Genomic DNA, 16,799 nt, shown 5'->3' with positions numbered 1-16,799 from the left:
GCTGTGGCGACGCCAGGCTATAAAGACACCAAGGGTTGGTACAGCTAAAGTGTATGTAACCAATGGCGGCGGATAATAGCACAATCACACACGGTGCTCATCCAGCTGTGCTCATCCAGCTGTGTTCACTCCGGTGCGCGCATTCCGGTAAGCTCATGCAGTAATAACAGCAAGCTCAAAGCAACTAAGCGTGCTCAGCATGCTCGCAGTTAAGTGCTTCGCCGCTGAATGCCCACTTTGAATATCTACCTGCCCATCGGCTTAAAGGCCTCACCAAGGACAAGCGGACACTTTGCCAGAGCTCCGACAATTTCGTGAATAAGCCGGACAGTTTCAATGAATAAAACGGACAGTTTCGATAAATAAGCGCGGACAGTCTTGGATGGCTGAGTGTCCGGTTTTGAAACACAAAACGGTCAATTTCGCCACTTTGTGTTTCAAAAGCGGACACAAGCAAAATCACTAAAACACATTAACCAACATTTTCAATATGTTAAATCTTGGCACGCAAGCTGCAAACAAGCTTCTAATACAGTTACAAACCAGATCAGTTAAGTAAGCCAACAAAAGGAATTCATCATGAAGCTTGCCTCATCCCTGCTCTCTATCTCACTGGCCCTGTCATCAAACCTCGCCAACGCCCTGGAAAACAAGCAGGAATTGTCGCTGCCGGTAAGCGGGATCAGCAGTCTGAATGCCACTGTCGGCGCCGGTGAATTTACCTTGGTAGCAAGCGATAACCTGAGTGAAATCAAAGTTGAAGCAGAGCTTGTTAACGCTGAAAATCACAAACCTGAACTCAGCCTCGAGCGTCAGGGCGACAGCGCTGTGCTTATCGCCCGCTTTGAAGACACGGCATCAAGCTTTGGCAAATCACCGATGATCCATGTAACCCTGACAATGCCCACCACCCTGGCACTGGAGCTGGTCGATGGCTCAGGCAATATCGATATTCGCGGTCTGAAAAGCGATGTTCTGATCAAGGATGGTTCAGGAAATCTGAGCCTCGATGGCGGCATGAAGGTCAGTATCGATGATGGTTCGGGTAATCTGAGCGTTGCCAACATCGAAGGAAAACTGAATATCACCGACGGCTCGGGGGATCTGGAAGTGAGCGATGCCAAAGGCGATATGCAAATTCAGGATGGCTCCGGCAACATCCGCATTACCAACGCCGGCGGTAAAGTTGAACTGACCGACGGCTCAGGCAATATCGAAGTAAATGGTGCCGCAGAGCTCGTTATCCACGATGCAGGCTCAGGCAACGTCCGCACCAGCAATATTCTCAGCAGCACTGACCGTAAGCAAAACCTGCAGTAACCGCCTTCCCGGCGCTGAAACGGCTCGGGGCTTGCCCTGACCGTTTCAGCCCACCCACTTAACAATCAACTATCACCTATCAACAATCACCTAACAACAATGAACAGCAACGCCTGTGATGCCGGAAAAACTGAACAACAAATTACCTGATAAGCCTTAATCTCTGAGCCTGCGGATAACCAGAGTCACCTGACCAACGGTGATGCCAAACTTATTGATATCACTCTTGTTAAGCAGGGTGTTTTCATCAATCAGATAAAGCCAGTCGTCAAAGGCTACATCGACCTCGCTGCCATCGACCTTAAGACGCATATCGTAGCGCCAGCGCAGGGCAAAGCCTTCGAGCTGCCCCTCGGCGACACCTAAAATATCGTCGGCGCGGCCAAGCCAGCGGCCATTTTCTTTAGGCTCCAGCTGCCATACCCGACGTTGCTTTTCGCCGTCATCAAATACAAAGTCTTCTTCAAGAATAATGGTTTGCCCTTCAAGCCGCCCTTGCATAGTCACCACAAAGCGGCGGGTGACCTTACCGCTCATGTCCTGCACCATGCCATGGGCATCAAGCTTGCCGACAAAAAACTGCTCGAGCTTAAAGCCGCCGGCTGTAGCGCGGTAATCCTCGATATCTGTGCTGCAGCCCCAAAGCAGCGCAGCCGTAAACAGCAGCATTAACAATCGCATGATGCTTCTCCCAAAAGCTGCGCCCTCAGTGTGGGCTCGCTGGTATCACTTCTCAGCCAAATGCCCAAAAAGGCCTGCATGATGTCTGCCTGCTCAACCACACCAAGTGATTGGCCGTTATGGAAAAACTCGCCCTGATTGCTGTTAGTTGCCACCAGCAGCAGGGTGTCTCCGGTTTTTACGTTAACCCACACTGACTTAAGCAGCGCCAGATGCCGCTTGATGTCGGCCTGCGCCAGCCCCTGCTTTTGCCACTCGCCCTCGGTGGCATCAAGGAGATCCGACGCCTTGATATCCCGCGAGTAACGGATTTCGAGCGCGAGTGGAAAGCGTCCGGCCTCATAGCGGCCATCGGCGGAATACAGGCTCGCCTGATACAGCTCAAGCCAGAGCCAGTCCATCTTGCCCTTGCCAATCCGGCTCAGGCCATCAAGCGGCGCGGCAAAGGCTCGCGGCGTAATCAGGCACGCTGACAGTAAAAGCGCCAAAGCAATAGTAAGCGAAGACAAGATTGAACCTGTGCGCGCCGCAATCAGTTTTTTGGCCATGGAAGCTCCTCGTTGCCAGCGATGCGCCGGCGAAGCAAAAAGTAACCCGGAATCAGGGCCCCCCAGAGGCAAGACAGCAGCAAGAAGCTCATTAGATTGCCAAGTGGCAGGCTCACCGCGCCAAGCTCAGCGCCCGCAAGGTAACTGCCTGCGCCGCCAGATACCCCGGCAAACACCTGCGCCCACAGCGGCAATCGCCCAAGCCAGGCAAGGCTGTGCTCGAGTGCGAGCACAAAATGCAGCCACAGCAACATCAGCCACACAGGGGTAGCGGCGAAGTGCAGCACACCGGCATACATCAGCAAGGTGTCCATGGTCATGCCGACAAGCGCGAGCGGCATAAGCTGGAAATCCCTTAATCGACTCGGACTTAACACAAAGTGCGCCACCAGCAGCAGCGACAGCCACAGCAAGCTTTGTTTGCCATAGAGCACGGCAAGCCACCATGCGGCGGTATAAATCACCGCGCTGGCAAGCAAAAAGCTGGTTTTGCCCATCATGCTCTATGCCCTCCTTCAGACTTTGCTTTGCGCCCTATGATTTCAGCGCCTTACTTTTAACCCTTTACTTTTACTGCTTGCACAAGCCGTTACATTTGCCTTTGGGCAGGCTTTGAATATATGACCCAACCCTCAGCTGCGCGCCGTTTGCGAGCGCCAACCGGGGCGGGCCGCCACCAAATGCACAGCACTGGTGGCGCGCTCCCAGAAACCGCCTTCACAGTAACTGAGATAAAACTTCCACAGCCTGATAAAGCGCTCGTCGTAGCCAAGTGCGCGAATTTGCGGCAGCTCGCGGTCGACATTTTCATGCCAGTGGCGCAGGGTGCGGGCATAGTCTTCGCCTATGTCATCCAGGGAGCTGATAACTAAGTCGGTGCGCTCGCTAATCAGGTTTGCCATGCGGCTGACCGACGGCAGACAGCCACCGGGGAAGATGTATTTCTGAATAAAATCACAGCCTTTTCGGTAGCTCTCGTACCTTTGGTCGGCAATGGTGATGGCCTGAATAAGCAGCAGCCCGTCGTCTTTAAGTAAACTTTGCAGCTTACTGAAGAAGCCCGGCAGATACTCATGACCCACGGCTTCAATCATCTCGATGGACACCAGACGATCGAACTTGCCTTCAAGCAGGCGGTAATCCTTTTTAAGCAAAGTGATGCTGCCAGAAAGCCCGGCATCCTCAATGCGCTTTTTGGCATAATCGTGCTGCGCATCCGAAATAGTGGTGGTTGTCACTGTCACCCCATAATGACGCGCCGCATGGATGGCAAGCGCACCCCAACCGGTACCAATTTCCAGCAGTGTCATACCGGGCTGTAAATCGAGCCGCTGACAGATGGTATCAAGCTTATGCAGCTGCGCGGCTTCAAGGCTGGCGTTAACATCCGGATAGATGGCCGATGAGTACAGCATCGACTTATCCAGAAAACATTCGTACAGCGCGTTGCCCAAATCGTAATGGGCGAGGATATTGCGCTTTGAACCCTCAAGGCTGTTGCGGCTCAGCAAATGCTTGATACGGTTACTGATGGCCGAGGCGAAGGCAAAGCGCTTTTCGAGCCGCTCAAGCAGCGGCAGGTTGGCCGCAAAAAGCCGCACCACTTCAGTAAGATCCGGGCTGTCCCAATGGCCATCGATGTAAGATTCGCCCGCACCAATGGAGCCAGAGAGCAAGACCTCACGGAAAAATCGCGCTGATTTCACCTGGATCACAGCCTGCGGCCCCTGATGACTGCCAAACACCCGGGTTTCGCCGTCATAGATTAATCTAAGCCCGCCCACTGACAGCCCATCCAGTGCTTTCAACAGCACCTTTTGCGCCAAAGATTCCAGTGTCGATGAAGTGGCCTTGCCGGCAACTGCGGTATTGTCCATGTTATCTCTCCACCGGCCCGGGATGGGCCACAAAAGTTACACCTTTGCGATACAGGCTCAGTGCCTGTCGATAAATGCCGTACAGAATATAAAGGGTCAGCAGCGGAAATTGCTTCATCAGCCGCTTAAGCCCCGCCTTGTCAAACGCTTCGCCGCGAAGATTCAGGGAGGCCCTGAAAAGCTGCTCGGCGCCTTGCTGATTCGCAATCACCAGCTTTAAGCGCTCGTCGCTCGCCTCGACCTGCCAGCGGTATTTCATATCCAGCGTCATAAAAGGCGATACATGAAAAACCTTGTCATTGCTCACCTGCCCCTGCTCACGTACCGCTTCCAAATCAACCAGATAGCAATGACGCTCATTCCAGGGAGTATTGCTGACTTCGGCAAGCAAATAGCGCAGCTGGCCGCCTTCACCCAAAAAGAAAAAATTTACCGGGCTGAAGTAAAAGCCAAAGTGGCGGATTTGGCCGGCAAACAGCACCTTGTCAAACTCGCCCTTGGCACCGAGTGCTGCCGCTTTGTCGAGTACCCGCTGCTTAAGCGCAGCAACCGCTTCATCGCATCTTAGGTTGGCGCTATCCTGCGATTTAAGGTAATCGGCGGGATTGAAGCTGAGCGGCCTGAACGCTTTGACGCCAAACAGACGACTTACGCGACCAAGAGCCGGCAGCTGGTCCAAATCAAGCATCATCATCGCCATCGGATAACTGAAGCTGTGGCGAATATCGCCAAAGCGCTGATGACTGACGTAACCGAAAAAAATGCCGCTTTTCATAGGTTATCCAGCGATAAACCAAAACGCTGACACACATCGAGCGCGCTTCTTACCCCATCTTCATGAAAGCCGTTGTACCAATAGGCCCCGGAAAAATGGGTATGCGACTTACCGCAAATGTCGGCGCGGCGCGCCTGGGCAGCCATGGCCGCTTCGGAAAACACCGGATGGGCGTAACGGAACTGGCGCAGGATTTTGTCTTTGGCGATGGCCTCGGTTTGATTGAGGGTCACCATAAAGTCCGGCGCAGCCGGCGAGAGCCGCTGCAGGGTGTTCATATGGTAAGTGACGGCTGCGGGGCGCTGATTATCTTCATCAAGGCGGTAGTTCCAGCTCGCCCAGGCCGCACGGCGCTTTGGCAGCAAGCGGGTGTCGGTGTGCAGCACCACATCGTTCATCCGGTATGGCAGCGCGCCAAGTACCTCACGCTCGGCATCTGTTGCATCGGCAAGCAGTGAAAGCGCCTGATCTGAGTGACAGGCGAGCACCACGTCATCAAAGTCATGCCAGTCCTCGCCATTAACTTCGATGGCGACACCGTTTGCATGGCGTTTGATGGCTGTGACCGGTGTTGACAGCCTGAGGCGCGGCGCGAAAGGGGCAATCAGCGCCGGGATGTAGCTGCGCGAGCCGCCTTTAAGCACATACCACTGCGGTCTGTCGCTGACATTCAAAAGGCCGTGGTTATGGAAAAAGCGCAGGAAGAACTTAAGCTCAAATGCCGCCATGTCATTAAGGCTTGATGACCAGATAGCAGCGCCCATCGGCAGGATATAGTGCCTTGCAAAGAATGCCGAAAAGCCCTCTTTATCAAGAAATTCACCAAGGGTCTGGCAAGGGTAATTGCCTGACTCGATGCAGGCTTTGCCAAGCTTGTTAAACCGGACAATTTCACCCAAAAAACGCCAGAACGCCGGGCGCAGCAGATTGCGTCTCTGGGCGAACAACGTGGCGAGCGTGTGGCCATTGTACTCAAGGCCGCTGTCCTGATTATGTACCGAAAAACTCATCTCAGTAGGCATAGGCTTCACATTGAGCCTGGACAACAGCTTCAAAAAATTAGGATAAGTGCGGTCGTTGAACACGATAAAGCCGGTGTCTATGGCATAGCTTTTACCACCCAGCTCAACATCCACGGTGGCGGTGTGGCCGCCTATGTAGTCATTTGCCTCAAATACAGTCACCTCATGGCGACTTGACAGCAAATGCGCTGCGGTGAGGCCGGAAATCCCTGAGCCAATGACGGCGATTTTTTTCATTTTTTGTCCCGTATTCTCGGTTGACTCTCAGTGAGTAACAGCGCGGCCTCTAACGACTCACGCTGTGTTTGGCAAGTGTCGCCCACAAGGGCTTTGGCAGCAGCGCCATCAGTTTCATCGGCCACAGCAGCCGCCTGGGGAATTGAATTCGGTTTTTCCCCGCATCCAGCGCCGACGCAATGCGCCGGGCTGCATCATCAACTTCGATTCGGCCCGGCATCGGAAAATCGTTTTTATCGGTTAATGGAGTACGCACAAACCCGGGTTCAATCAAACTCACGCTTATGGCCGCCCCCACGCTTGCCAGATGTATCCGCAGGGTGTCAGCCAGGTAAGCGAGTGCCGCCTTTGACGCGCCGTAGGCTTCGGCCCGAGGCAGCGGCAACAGAGCTGCACTCGAACCCATCAATGCCACCCGGCCATCGGCTGCAAGCTTGGGCAAAAAAGCCTCCAGACAATAACCAATTGAAATCAGATTTGTTTCAATCACTCTGGCAAACAACTCGCCATCAAAGCCAAGCGGCGAGTCAAGGTATTCGCAGGTGCCAGCGTTAAAGATTGCAAGGTCAATCGGCGTACTAAGACTGCCAGCAGCCCTAAGGCACGCATCGCGGCTATTCACATCAAACCCAATGCGGCAAAGCTTTGCGCTATGCTCACTGAAATCCACCGCCAGCGAATCCAACCGACCCTCATCACGACCGCAGGCATACACCTGCCACCCGTTTGCCAAATACTGCCCAACCAGCGCACGGCCTATCCCTGAGCTTGCGCCTGTGATAAGCACAGCAGGTGGGCTGGTCATGTCCTTATCAGCGTTCATTGACTCTCTCCGGGCACATGATTAAACGGCTTCATCGCATTCTGGCTAAATACAGTCCGGCTCATTACAGACAGGCTAATGACATTCCGGCTAATGACAGTCCGGATCATCACTAACCGCCTCATTACAGTCCGGCTCTGCGTTTCACGAGGCGCACCAGCGCACCAAGACCGGGCAGGTGCTCGTACAGCATGGCGCCCGCATCGAAAAAGTCGCGGTGATACATAACCTTGTCGCCATAACGGATCTGACTCACACCATCGACGACAATGGCCTTGCCGCCCGCAAGCCGCGGATGGGTAAAGGTCATGGTCCAAACCAGCAGCGCATCCGTGCCGCTATCTGAAACCTGCTTAAACTCAAACCCTATGCTACCTATATTTTGGTACATATTGGCGAAATAGCGTTTTAAATCAGAAAGTCCTTCGATGCGATGCAAAGGGTCGATAAACACGACCTCGTTGCCGTATACCTCATCGAGCAAATCAAGGTTGTCAGCCCCGAGGTGCTGATAGAGCTGCATCAGCCGCGCAATCGGTGCCGATATGCCATCAGATAACGCCTTTACAGCCAGGTTAGAACTCATCTGTCAGCCCTTTTTCATCACTGTCATTACTTCAAGTGCTCTGAGTCTGGCACGGCTGTGCTCGACTATCGGACTTGGGTAACTGTCATTCTTAGAAAGCCCATTATCAAAAAGCCCGTTCGCAACCTGCCCTGTGCCTGAAGCCTGATGCAGAGCCTTGGTTGGCCAATGGGCTATTTCTGGCAAGTACTTACGAATAAAGCGGCCATCGGGATCAAACTTTTCCGACTGACTCATGGGGTTAAAAATCCGAAAGTAAGGCTGGGCATCGCAGCCGGTGCCTGCGGCCCACTGCCAACCGCCATTGTTGGCGGCAAGGCAGCCATCGATAAGCTGCTCGCGAAAATAACGCTCGCCCCAACGCCAATCGATTAGCAAATGTTTGGTTAAGAAGCTCGCTACGACCATTCGCAGCCGGTTATGCATCCAGCCCGTTTGCTGCAACTGGCGCATGGCCGCATCCACCAGCGGATAACCGGTACGGCCCGCCTTCCAGGCTTCAAATTCGCGTTCGTCGTTGCGCCAGACAATGGCATCGGCAAGCGGGTTAAAGTTTTTCGCCATCGACAAAGACGGAAAGGCCACCAGCAAATGGCGATAAAACTCACGCCAAACCAGTTCGTTAAGCCAGGTGCGCGCAGGAGATGATTCGCTGACAAACACCTCCGGAAAGGCTTCAAGCAAGGATGCCAGACACTGGCGCGGCGATATCACCCCAAGTGCCAGATAAGGCGAGAGACTGCTGGTGCCGTCGATGGCAGGAAAATCCCGCCGCTCGGCGTATCGGGCAAGTGACCTTTGCTGAAAGCCCCTGAGCTTTTCAAGGGCTGCGTCCTCACCCGCTGGCCACAGGGCAAGCGCGCCGTCTTCACTGGGGTTAGCACAAGCCGTATCACTCTCACTTACGGCAGCGCCAGGGCTTTTTGAAGCAGCGCCAGGGCTGTTTGCGACAGAGTCGCCCCAGAATGGGAAAGGCTCAAAGCTTAGAGCCGGCGCAACGGCCGCCGGGCTCGGGATGGGCCACAGCGGTCTTGCAGCAGCAATCTCGCGCCAGCGTCTGGCAAAGGGAGTAAATACGCGGTACATGGCGCCGCCCTGACCGGCGCGCTGCCCCTGAGTCACAACACTGCCAGGCGGCAAAATGCAATGCTCATCGGTCAAATGCAGTGGAAAGCCCTTTTCAATCAGGGATGCATCGCGGCGCCGCTCATCAATTTCCACCTGAGCGCCGGCAAATATCCGCGAAATACCGCGCGCCTTACAAAATCCCTTGAGCGCAGCCGCCGTGCCGTTAAACCAAGGCACCACCATCAGCTCAAGCGGGATCCCAAGCGCAGCAAGCCGCTCCCCGAGGGCATTGAGATTGGCGAGTAAAAAACGCTGCTGTCGTTGCCCCATATCATGGGTTTGCCACTGAGCGGGGCTTGCGATAAAAACCCCGTACAGCTTAGCGCCACGCGCCTTCGCATCTTCGCAGGCCAACGTCAGTGCCTGGTTATCCAGGGTGCGCAAATCCTGTCTGAACCAGACAAGTGTGTTCATATTTTTCTTCCAACAATCAGAATCTTGTTAATCAGTAAGCATATCTTAGACGCAGCGCCTGCGGGTGCGGTTCCAGATAAACCTGCATGGCGATGTAGGGGTTGGGATGCTCGCGCAGGTAGTGCCGGATCAGGGTGATGGGCACGAGCAGCGGAGTCAGCCCCTGACGGTAGGCAAGAATAGCGTCGGTGAGCTCAGCCTTCTGACTGCCGGAGAGGAACTTTTTAAAATAGCCCTGAATATGTTGCAGGGTACTGGTGTGGTTACGACGACTGGCCTTTTGCTCCAGTGCCGTCATAAAGCCGTCAAAATAAGCATCCGCCACCGCCTCGAGTTCGCCTTCACCGGCGAGCAGCGGCCCGAGCTTACGATAAATGGCCGGGCTGTGTGACATCAGCAAATACTTGTAGCGGGCGTGAAAATCAGTCAATCGTTTACGTGTAAGGCCTTCAAGACGCATGCAGTGCCAGTCATGGTAGGCATAAATCCGGGTGAAAAAGTTTTCCCGGATCACCATGTCATGCAACCGGCCTTCTTCCTCCACCGGCAGGTGTGGGAATCGCTCCATCAGCGCCCTGGCAAACACGCCTATACCTTCTTTGGAACCGCCGCTGCCGTCTGCTTTGTAAACAGTTACCCGCTCCATGCCACAGGAAGGCGACTTGGCGCACAAAAGATAACCGCCCAAAAAACCAAGCTCGGCGGTCTTTTTCTCGCTGAAGGCTTTGAGCGCATCGGTGACATCCACACTGCCATCGCCGCTGCGAATTCGAATTTCGCCGTCAATCCGGACCTGACGGATACTTTTTCTTGGCGCGCCAAGCCCAATGGCCATTTCAGGGCACACAGGCACAAAATCGAAATGGGGTGCCAACTCCTGCTGGCAATAGGCTGAGTTTTTGTGGCCGCCATCAAAGCGCACCTGCTGCCCGAGCAGGCAGGAACTGATACCTATTTGAATTCGCTGAGGATTGAATGAATGCATGTAAACTCTCCCGGGTGCGTTTTTAGTTAATACGCAGCGAAAGAGCAATGGATCAGCCCAGAGCACAAAATTCCGGGCCGAGTCGATAACAGCTATTGGGGTTTGCCCGCTGCGTTCAGCTGCACCACCCGATTGTCGCGGCACACCTTGCTGCGGGCATTGAGCCAGCGCATTAACTCGCCAAATGGCTTGGGACGACAGACCAGATAACCTTGCACTATCAGGTCGGGCATATTTTCAAGGAACGTAAAATCTTTTGGATCTTCAACGCCCTCGGCAACAACCGACACCCCAAGGTGCCTGCCTATGTCCAGCAGTGATTTAAGGATGGTTTGCGCCAGCGGGTCAAAATGGATACCCCGCACCAGGCTGATATCAAGCTTAAGCTCACTAATCGGCAACCGGCACAGGCTCGCCAGATTGGTGTAACCTGTGCCAAAGTCATCGATGGCTACACCGAAGCGGTGCAACCTGAGCCGGGAGATGCTCGAATGCTGCGACTGCTTATCAAGCGCCTGATTCTCGGTAATTTCCACCGTAAGCCGCTGCATATCTATATCCATCTCCTGACAGAAATCCAGCAGTCTGGTTGGCCAGTAGCTCTGGCCCAGTTGCCTTGGCGACAGGTTGATAGACATACGGGCACCGTCGCAGTCGGGGTGCGATGCGATATTGCCCCACTCACGCAGCGCCGTACCAAGGAGCTGCTCCGACACTGCATTGAGCAAATTGTTTTTTTCGGCAAGCTCAATAAAGGTGTCCGGCGTCATCAATTGCAGCTGCTCGCCCTGCTGCAAACGGCAAAGCACTTCGAATCCTTCTATTTTGCCGGTCTTCACTTCGATTTGAGGCTGGTAATAGGGGACGACCTTGCGATGCATGATTGAGTGACGCAGCGCCTGCAGACTCATGGAGGAACGACTGGCATTAAGCTCCGGCGCCATCATAAGCAGCCGCTCGATACAGATTTGCAGCTGGGTGCGACACACGGGTTTCATCAAGGCCCCTAAAAGCCGCAATCGTGCGTTAATCACCACCTGGGACGCCGCATCGATGATCCGGCTCTCCATGCCAGAGGCGATAATCACCCCGCCACGAAAGCCCTGGCGGGCCAGACGGGCCAAAAACTCAATACCGTCCATCTCCGGCATGTGTAAATCCACCACCAGGATCTGGTACAGATCGCGCTGCTCCTGCAGCTTTTTCAGCGCCTGTACCCCGTTGTGGCAATAGTCCACCTGGTCCACGTCCAGCTCGGCAAAATAGCGGGCCAACAATTGGCAATAACTGAGAGAATCGTCGATGATAAGCACATTGATAGACATGGTTACAGCTCCAGCCAGGGCTTGCCGTTACAACCCGGCAAAGGTTTCGTCCCTGAAATCCGAGTCAGTGCGCGCCGCGGCGGCGCGCACTCCACTTCAAGCCTAGCCCAGCCGCCCAGCCTGTCAAACCAGCAGGCAGCACAGACCGGCCGCAGGCATTAACAAACATAAGGCGACGCGCAAAAAATCTGCTATACTTCGCGCCCCTTTGTGAAAAGGCATATTCCGACCAAGGCAATTGCCTTCGAAAATCGCCTTGATAATCGTCTGTTTACGCCCAGGAAAGATCCATGAAATTCGAATCCTACAGTTTTGCTCCTGAAATTTTGCGCGCCATTGCCGAATGCGGTTATGAAACCATGACCCCGGTTCAGCGACTGGCCATACCTCCCGTGCGTCGCGGTCAGGATGTGCTGGCATCCGCCCAGACAGGCACAGGCAAGACTGCGGCCTTCGCTCTGCCCATGTTGCAAAAGTTGTGTGATACGCCAAAGCCACGGGAAGCCACCAAGGCCCGCGCCCTAGTTCTCGCACCCACCCGCGAACTGACCGAGCAGATTTCCAAGAATATTCAGGCCTATGGCAAATATCTGGAACTGAATGTGGTCACAGTATTCGGCGGTGGCAAAACCGACACCCAGGCCCAGAAGCTGCGTAAAGGCACCGACATCATAGTCGCCACGCCCGGCCGTTTGCTTGAGCACCTGATGGCGGGCAACCTGTCGCTGTCCGCGGTTGAGTTTTTGGTACTCGATGAAGCCGACCGTATGCTCGACATGGGCTTTATTGCCGATATTCAAAAGCTTATCCAGGCCGCCAACAAAGAACGTCAGACACTGATGTTCTCGGCGACCTTCTCCGGCGGTGTGCGTAAGCTTGCCGACGAGATCATGAAAAAGCACACAGTGCTGACCGCCGATCGCCACAACACCGCTGCCAGCACGGTGAGCCAGGTTGTGTATCCGGTCGAGCAGCGCCGCAAACGCGAGCTGCTGTCTGAGCTGATTGGCCGCAAAAACTGGCAGCGGGTTCTGGTGTTTTCAGCCACCCGTGAAGACTGCGAAAAGCTCACCGAAGAGCTGAATCTCGATGGCATTCCGTCGGCGGTGATCCACAGCGAAAAGACTCAGGGCACCCGTCGCCGCGCGCTGCAGGAATTTAAAGAAGGCAAGCTGCGGGTACTGGTGTCTACCGAAGTCGCCGCCCGGGGTCTGGATATTCCTGATCTCGAGTACGTGGTTAACTACGACCTGCCCTTCCTACCGGAAGACTACGTTCATCGTGTAGGCCGCACCGGCCGTGCCGGTAAAAGTGGCGTCGCCATCAGCTTTGTCAGCCGCGAAGAAGAGCGCACCCTGGCCGATATCGAAAAACTGATTGGCCAGCGCCTCAAGCGCATCGTGATGCCGGGCTACGAGATTTCGAGCCGCGATTTGCTGCTGAAAAAACTGCAGCAGCGCCGCAGCTTTGCCAAGAAGACCCGGGTTGAGAGCGATGCCATCGCCCAGGTTGCCGCCGAAAAGAGCATGGCCGGCCGCCGGGTGAAGGTAAAAGTGGGCTCAAAAGGCAACACCAAAAAGATTAAATAAGGGCGAATCTACACCACCGCCCTTCAGTGAAAAGACGGCCCTGCGCCGTCTTTTTTTATCGCTGTTTGCGCGCTTTTTATCGCGCTGACACATTTTTTAAAGACAAGGCTGAAAGCATATGGCCGGGTTCACGGTCTTATGGGGACACAATCGAACTCTGGAGATCCCATGAAATTCAGCCATCTAATGCTTCCTCTGCTGGCCTTGCTATTGTCCGCCAAGCTTTTTGCCAATCCCATCGCTGCCGACGCCGAGTCGGTATCACCGCTCCTTAATGGCGAGCAGATCCCTGCCGTCATGCTCAAAGACAGCAGCGGCAAAGTCGTTGACCTTAAAAACCTGATAGCCCAAAAGCCAACTGTACTGTTTTTCTACCGCGGCGGATGGTGCCCGTACTGCAACAACCAGCTGGGGCAACTGAAAGAAATCGAACCCAAGCTGATTGAACTTGGGTATCAACTGGTGGGAATAAGCCCCGATAGTCCGGAGAAACTCGCCGCTTCCGCCGGTGAGCGCAAACTTGATTACCTGCTGCTGTCAGATGCCAACATGGACGCCGCCCGCGCCTTTGGTCTGGCGTTTTTCACCAGCAAGCAAACCAGCGATGCCTACCTTGCCCGAATGAAGCTTGAAAACCCGTTGTTTACTACTCCGGAAGGCGAGCCGCGTCTGGTACTGCCGGTGCCGGCGGTTTACATCGCCGATAAGGAAGGACTGGTGCATTTTCAGTATGTGAACCCCAACTTCAAAGTCCGCCCCGCGCCTGAGCTTATCCTGACCGCCGCGAAACTCGCCGCCACCAAGGCATAAGCCGCTTTACAGCAAAGAGAGGGTGTTCCTACAATAGGCGCCCTTTCTTTGACGGATTTTTGTATGTCCACGCCTGATTACAACCACACTTTGCTTGCCATGGCCAACGATGGCATTGCGGCCCTCGCCGCCTCAAGCGCCGGCAGCAGCCACGCCACCAAAGCGCAGCAAAGCCACTTTCTGTGCAGCTGGATGGCACAGGCACTCAAAGACAGACGCTACGCCAAATGCATCGCCGACGATTTAACCCAGTGGGTACGCCTTGGCCGCAGTGTGGGTGCAGGCGCCGAGCTTAAATCCCTGCTCGAGCGTATTTCGCATCAATACAGCGCCGCAATGCAAGCCCCTACCGGCTTGGGAAAGCGCCTCAATGCCCTGCTGTCTGCGGCGCGGGAAGCAGACTTTATCATCTATACCGATACGCCCATCAAATCCAAACTGAAACTCGATGCCGATGGCCAGTCATCTGTAATCATCTGCGCCGACGAATTCACCGCCAACATTAACGGCGATGAGCTCGTTAAACCTCTGACCCTGTACGTTCGCGCTGACGAACAAACCCTGGCCAAACTTGCGTATGAGCACACACTGCTGCTGACTCTTGGCGATAAAAAGGCTTCGCTTATCAAGCATCACAAGGCATACCGCCTGTATCCGCACAATCTGTTACCATCGCTTGCCTTGCTGACAAGCAATTAACAAGATTGTAATATCTTCAAAACAGTAATGATTTGGAGAGCAAAATATGGGGCGCTTTTTACTGTTGGCAGTAGCCTTATTAAGTACGTGTGTGCTGGCAAATAACAGCAACATGCCAATCCTTAAATACAGCGTCTCAGGTTCCAGCAGCTGGTATCCCTATTACATTCCCAATAATCCCGAGTCACCGGGGCTGATTTCAGAGCTGCTGCCGCAATTGCTCTCAAGGGCAAAAATTCAGGGCCAAAACATCCCCCTGCCCCCCAACCGCACCAATCAGGCGCTGGATAAAGGCACGCTGGACTTCGACATCGTCAGCCCCAGCTGGTTTGAGCATGGTGATTTCGGGCCGCTGTTTGTCCAGTCAGAGCCCATAATGGCCATCAAGGAACACCTGATTACCCTGGTGCAAAATCAATCGCAATGGGCGGATATGAGCAGTGTCAAGGGGAAGGAAATCGGCACCGTGATGGGCTACCTCTACCACAATGATAAAGATTTCATCCGGGTAGATTTCAAATCAGAGCAGGAGCTTATCAAGGCGCTGCACCGGGGTCGCATTCAGGCCGCCATCAGTGGCGACGACACAGCCCTCTATTGGTCAAATCAGCTGAAACTGCCGATAGCCTTTGGCGCAGAGCACTCATCGGGATTTTTGGTGTTTCGCCTGCGAAAGGAGCGCGCCGACCTGTTAGCGCGGATAAATGATGCCATCGCAGAGCTTAAGGCCGATGGCACCATAGACCAGCTGATAGCCAAGTACACTCAGTCAAACAGTAACGAGTGATCCTCTGCCTGGCGCAGCACCAGCCGTTTTCCCTGATTTAGCCAGGTAGTGCAGGCGACACGCAGTAAAGAGGCAAAGTTACTCACTTTGCCATGGCGGGCAATCACTTCATGGTAAATACGGGTTAAAAACACCGCGACACTGATGCCGGCATCCTCGGCAATTTCTTCAATCAGCTGCCAGAAGATGGCCTCCAGCCGAATACTGGTGACCACGCCATCAATCCGAATAGAGCGGGTTTTAAGCTCAAACAGCTCAGGCTCTGCGCCCGAATAGATTTCACACATCACCATCCTCCCTGTGCTTTGCCCACCTTAGCACAGCTTGGCGGCTCAGTTCAGCAGCGCATTGAACTGCTTAAGCCAGGCGGGATGCGCAGGCCAGGCTGGTGCTGTCACCAGCTTGCCGTCGGTAATGGCATCGGTAACGCTGATATCGCAGTATTCACCACCCGCAAGTCGCACCTCAGGCGCACAGGCAGGATAAGCCGAAACCCGTTTATTGCGGATAACATCGGCAGCTGCAAGCAGCTGGGCGCCATGGCAGATGGCCGCGATGGGCTTTTTGCTGGCATCAAAATGGCGCACCAGCTCAATCACCTCCGCATTAAGGCGCAAATACTCGGGCGCACGGCCGCCCGGAATAAGCAGCGCATCAAATTCTGCGGTCTTTACGGCTGCAAAATCACCATTAAGGGCAAACAGGTGGCCCGGCTTTTCGGTGTAGGTCTGGTCGCCTTCAAAGTCATGAATGGCGGTCTTGATGGTTTCGCCCGGCTTTTTGCCGGGACACACGGCAATCACTTCATGTCCCATCGCCTGCAGCGCCTGAAATGGCACCATAAGTTCATAATCTTCAACAAAATCACCTGCAATAATCAGTACCTTGGCCATAGTGTGCTCCTTGATTGGTTGCATGTTTCAAGCAGGCTGCACCACTTGCCGCGCCCGCATTCAACCTTTGACTGTACGCCGCTAAAAAAGCTTGGGGTAACAGCCCACTACTACCATGGGCACTAGCCGCTAAATGGAAGCACAGCTAAATGGAAGGGCAGCTAAACGGAAGGGCTGCTAGCTGGACCGGGTAATGCAGGCAGCTTTACTCTCTGTGCCTTATCGCAAGCGGCATAAAAAAAGCGCCCGCAGGCGCTTTTTCTACTTCAACTTTCTATAAGCTAACTTTCCCTAAGCCAA

The 16,799-nt window shown here is 54.3% G+C and carries 18 protein-coding genes; 5 read left to right on the top strand and 13 right to left on the bottom strand.

Translation table 11 applies throughout. The features are described from left to right. Positions 1 to 579: 579 nt before the first annotated feature. A complete protein-coding gene (locus KJI95_RS07875) occupies positions 580 to 1,320 on the top strand; it encodes a DUF4097 family beta strand repeat-containing protein (protein WP_214506630.1) in 741 nt (246 codons plus the stop codon). Positions 1,321 to 1,476: 156 nt separating this feature from the next. On the opposite strand, the gene KJI95_RS07870 is transcribed toward KJI95_RS07875, so the two are convergent. The 11 genes from KJI95_RS07870 to KJI95_RS07820 all read right to left on the bottom strand — a co-directional run bounded on the left by KJI95_RS07870 (position 1,477) and on the right by KJI95_RS07820 (position 11,721). Next, positions 1,477 to 2,001, bottom strand: coding sequence for a DUF3833 domain-containing protein (locus KJI95_RS07870; protein ID WP_214506629.1), 525 nt, complete (start codon positions 1,999 to 2,001; stop codon positions 1,477 to 1,479). Next, positions 1,989 to 2,549 (bottom strand): chalcone isomerase family protein, encoded by a 561-nt coding sequence (locus tag KJI95_RS07865; RefSeq protein ID WP_214506628.1) that lies wholly within the window; start codon positions 2,547 to 2,549, stop codon positions 1,989 to 1,991. The genes KJI95_RS07870 and KJI95_RS07865 overlap by 13 nt, the downstream gene beginning before the upstream one ends. Then, positions 2,534 to 3,049, bottom strand: a complete 516-nt coding sequence (locus KJI95_RS07860; RefSeq protein WP_214506627.1) for a DUF2878 domain-containing protein — start codon at positions 3,047 to 3,049, stop codon at positions 2,534 to 2,536. Before KJI95_RS07860 ends, KJI95_RS07865 begins: the two co-directional genes overlap by 16 nt. Before the next feature lie 132 nt (positions 3,050 to 3,181). Then, on the bottom strand, positions 3,182 to 4,426 hold the full coding sequence (locus KJI95_RS07855; protein ID WP_214506626.1) for an SAM-dependent methyltransferase: 1,245 nt from the start codon (positions 4,424 to 4,426) through the stop codon (positions 3,182 to 3,184). 1 nt (position 4,427) lies between these two features. Further along, entirely contained in the window at positions 4,428 to 5,201 is a 774-nt protein-coding gene (locus KJI95_RS07850) for a DUF1365 domain-containing protein (protein ID WP_214506625.1), read from the bottom strand. Next, a complete protein-coding gene (locus tag KJI95_RS07845; RefSeq protein WP_214506624.1) occupies positions 5,198 to 6,460 on the bottom strand; it encodes an NAD(P)/FAD-dependent oxidoreductase in 1,263 nt (420 codons plus the stop codon). The genes KJI95_RS07850 and KJI95_RS07845 overlap by 4 nt, the downstream gene beginning before the upstream one ends. Positions 6,461 to 6,509: 49 nt before the next feature. Beyond that, positions 6,510 to 7,283 (bottom strand): SDR family NAD(P)-dependent oxidoreductase, encoded by a 774-nt coding sequence (locus KJI95_RS07840; RefSeq protein WP_214506623.1) that lies wholly within the window; start codon positions 7,281 to 7,283, stop codon positions 6,510 to 6,512. Between the two features lie 124 nt (positions 7,284 to 7,407). Further along, positions 7,408 to 7,869: a nuclear transport factor 2 family protein gene (locus KJI95_RS07835; RefSeq protein ID WP_214506622.1), complete on the bottom strand. Its 462-nt coding sequence runs from the start codon at positions 7,867 to 7,869 to the stop codon at positions 7,408 to 7,410. 3 nt (positions 7,870 to 7,872) lie between these two features. Then, complete coding sequence (locus tag KJI95_RS07830) at positions 7,873 to 9,411, bottom strand: cryptochrome/photolyase family protein (RefSeq protein WP_214506621.1); 1,539 nt, start codon at positions 9,409 to 9,411, stop codon at positions 7,873 to 7,875. 31 nt (positions 9,412 to 9,442) lie between these two features. After that, positions 9,443 to 10,396, bottom strand: coding sequence for a YbgA family protein (locus tag KJI95_RS07825; RefSeq protein ID WP_214506620.1), 954 nt, complete (start codon positions 10,394 to 10,396; stop codon positions 9,443 to 9,445). A 92-nt stretch (positions 10,397 to 10,488) separates the two neighbouring features. Beyond that, positions 10,489 to 11,721, bottom strand: a complete 1,233-nt coding sequence (locus tag KJI95_RS07820) for an EAL domain-containing response regulator (protein WP_214506619.1) — start codon at positions 11,719 to 11,721, stop codon at positions 10,489 to 10,491. A gap of 290 nt (positions 11,722 to 12,011) precedes the next feature. Here KJI95_RS07820 and KJI95_RS07815 point away from each other — a divergent pair, with 290 nt between their 5' ends. From KJI95_RS07815 to KJI95_RS07800, 4 genes are all read left to right on the top strand, one after another. Next, positions 12,012 to 13,310 carry a DEAD/DEAH box helicase gene (locus tag KJI95_RS07815; RefSeq protein ID WP_214506618.1) on the top strand — a complete coding sequence of 433 codons (1,299 nt, stop codon included), beginning with the start codon at positions 12,012 to 12,014 and terminating at the stop codon, positions 13,308 to 13,310. A gap of 168 nt (positions 13,311 to 13,478) precedes the next feature. Further along, entirely contained in the window at positions 13,479 to 14,120 is a 642-nt protein-coding gene (locus KJI95_RS07810) for a peroxiredoxin-like family protein (RefSeq protein ID WP_214506617.1), read from the top strand. A 63-nt stretch (positions 14,121 to 14,183) separates the two neighbouring features. Continuing rightward, positions 14,184 to 14,819, top strand: coding sequence for a DUF2913 family protein (locus KJI95_RS07805; RefSeq protein ID WP_214506616.1), 636 nt, complete (start codon positions 14,184 to 14,186; stop codon positions 14,817 to 14,819). A 112-nt stretch (positions 14,820 to 14,931) separates the two neighbouring features. Further along, complete coding sequence (locus KJI95_RS07800; protein WP_250885697.1) at positions 14,932 to 15,606, top strand: substrate-binding periplasmic protein; 675 nt, start codon at positions 14,932 to 14,934, stop codon at positions 15,604 to 15,606. Here KJI95_RS07800 and KJI95_RS07795 read toward each other — a convergent pair. After that, positions 15,585 to 15,893 carry a ribbon-helix-helix domain-containing protein gene (locus KJI95_RS07795; protein ID WP_214506614.1) on the bottom strand — a complete coding sequence of 103 codons (309 nt, stop codon included), beginning with the start codon at positions 15,891 to 15,893 and terminating at the stop codon, positions 15,585 to 15,587. The two genes, KJI95_RS07800 and KJI95_RS07795, sit on opposite strands and share 22 nt — an antisense overlap. Positions 15,894 to 15,938: 45 nt before the next feature. Continuing rightward, positions 15,939 to 16,499 carry a DJ-1/PfpI family protein gene (locus KJI95_RS07790; RefSeq protein WP_214506613.1) on the bottom strand — a complete coding sequence of 187 codons (561 nt, stop codon included), beginning with the start codon at positions 16,497 to 16,499 and terminating at the stop codon, positions 15,939 to 15,941. Between the last annotated feature and the right edge of the window lie 300 nt (positions 16,500 to 16,799).

Source organism: Shewanella jiangmenensis (assembly GCF_018596335.1).
In the GTDB taxonomy this organism is placed as follows: Bacteria; Pseudomonadota; Gammaproteobacteria; order Enterobacterales; family Shewanellaceae; genus Shewanella; species Shewanella jiangmenensis.
The sequence above is the reverse complement of the archived record's forward strand: the minus strand, read 5'-3'. Positions and strand labels throughout refer to the sequence as shown.

What these genes read in the sequence shown, in the direction of transcription:
- KJI95_RS07855 (WP_214506626.1), bottom strand. Translation starts at nt 4,426, where the DNA reads ATGGACAATACCGCAGTTGCCGGCAAGGCCACTTCATCGACACTGGAA.
- KJI95_RS07795 (WP_214506614.1), bottom strand. Translation starts at nt 15,893, where the DNA reads ATGTGTGAAATCTATTCGGGCGCAGAGCCTGAGCTGTTTGAGCTTAAA.
- KJI95_RS07820 (WP_214506619.1), bottom strand. Translation starts at nt 11,721, where the DNA reads ATGTCTATCAATGTGCTTATCATCGACGATTCTCTCAGTTATTGCCAA.
- KJI95_RS07860 (WP_214506627.1), bottom strand. Translation starts at nt 3,049, where the DNA reads ATGATGGGCAAAACCAGCTTTTTGCTTGCCAGCGCGGTGATTTATACC.
- KJI95_RS07865 (WP_214506628.1), bottom strand. Translation starts at nt 2,549, where the DNA reads ATGGCCAAAAAACTGATTGCGGCGCGCACAGGTTCAATCTTGTCTTCG.
- KJI95_RS07790 (WP_214506613.1), bottom strand. Translation starts at nt 16,499, where the DNA reads ATGGCCAAGGTACTGATTATTGCAGGTGATTTTGTTGAAGATTATGAA.
- KJI95_RS07840 (WP_214506623.1), bottom strand. Translation starts at nt 7,283, where the DNA reads ATGAACGCTGATAAGGACATGACCAGCCCACCTGCTGTGCTTATCACA.
- KJI95_RS07850 (WP_214506625.1), bottom strand. Translation starts at nt 5,201, where the DNA reads ATGAAAAGCGGCATTTTTTTCGGTTACGTCAGTCATCAGCGCTTTGGC.
- KJI95_RS07810 (WP_214506617.1), top strand. Translation starts at nt 13,479, where the DNA reads ATGAAATTCAGCCATCTAATGCTTCCTCTGCTGGCCTTGCTATTGTCC.
- KJI95_RS07830 (WP_214506621.1), bottom strand. Translation starts at nt 9,411, where the DNA reads ATGAACACACTTGTCTGGTTCAGACAGGATTTGCGCACCCTGGATAAC.
- KJI95_RS07870 (WP_214506629.1), bottom strand. Translation starts at nt 2,001, where the DNA reads ATGCGATTGTTAATGCTGCTGTTTACGGCTGCGCTGCTTTGGGGCTGC.
- KJI95_RS07825 (WP_214506620.1), bottom strand. Translation starts at nt 10,396, where the DNA reads ATGCATTCATTCAATCCTCAGCGAATTCAAATAGGTATCAGTTCCTGC.
- KJI95_RS07815 (WP_214506618.1), top strand. Translation starts at nt 12,012, where the DNA reads ATGAAATTCGAATCCTACAGTTTTGCTCCTGAAATTTTGCGCGCCATT.
- KJI95_RS07835 (WP_214506622.1), bottom strand. Translation starts at nt 7,869, where the DNA reads ATGAGTTCTAACCTGGCTGTAAAGGCGTTATCTGATGGCATATCGGCA.
- KJI95_RS07845 (WP_214506624.1), bottom strand. Translation starts at nt 6,460, where the DNA reads ATGAAAAAAATCGCCGTCATTGGCTCAGGGATTTCCGGCCTCACCGCA.
- KJI95_RS07805 (WP_214506616.1), top strand. Translation starts at nt 14,184, where the DNA reads ATGTCCACGCCTGATTACAACCACACTTTGCTTGCCATGGCCAACGAT.
- KJI95_RS07800 (WP_250885697.1), top strand. Translation starts at nt 14,932, where the DNA reads ATGCCAATCCTTAAATACAGCGTCTCAGGTTCCAGCAGCTGGTATCCC.
- KJI95_RS07875 (WP_214506630.1), top strand. Translation starts at nt 580, where the DNA reads ATGAAGCTTGCCTCATCCCTGCTCTCTATCTCACTGGCCCTGTCATCA.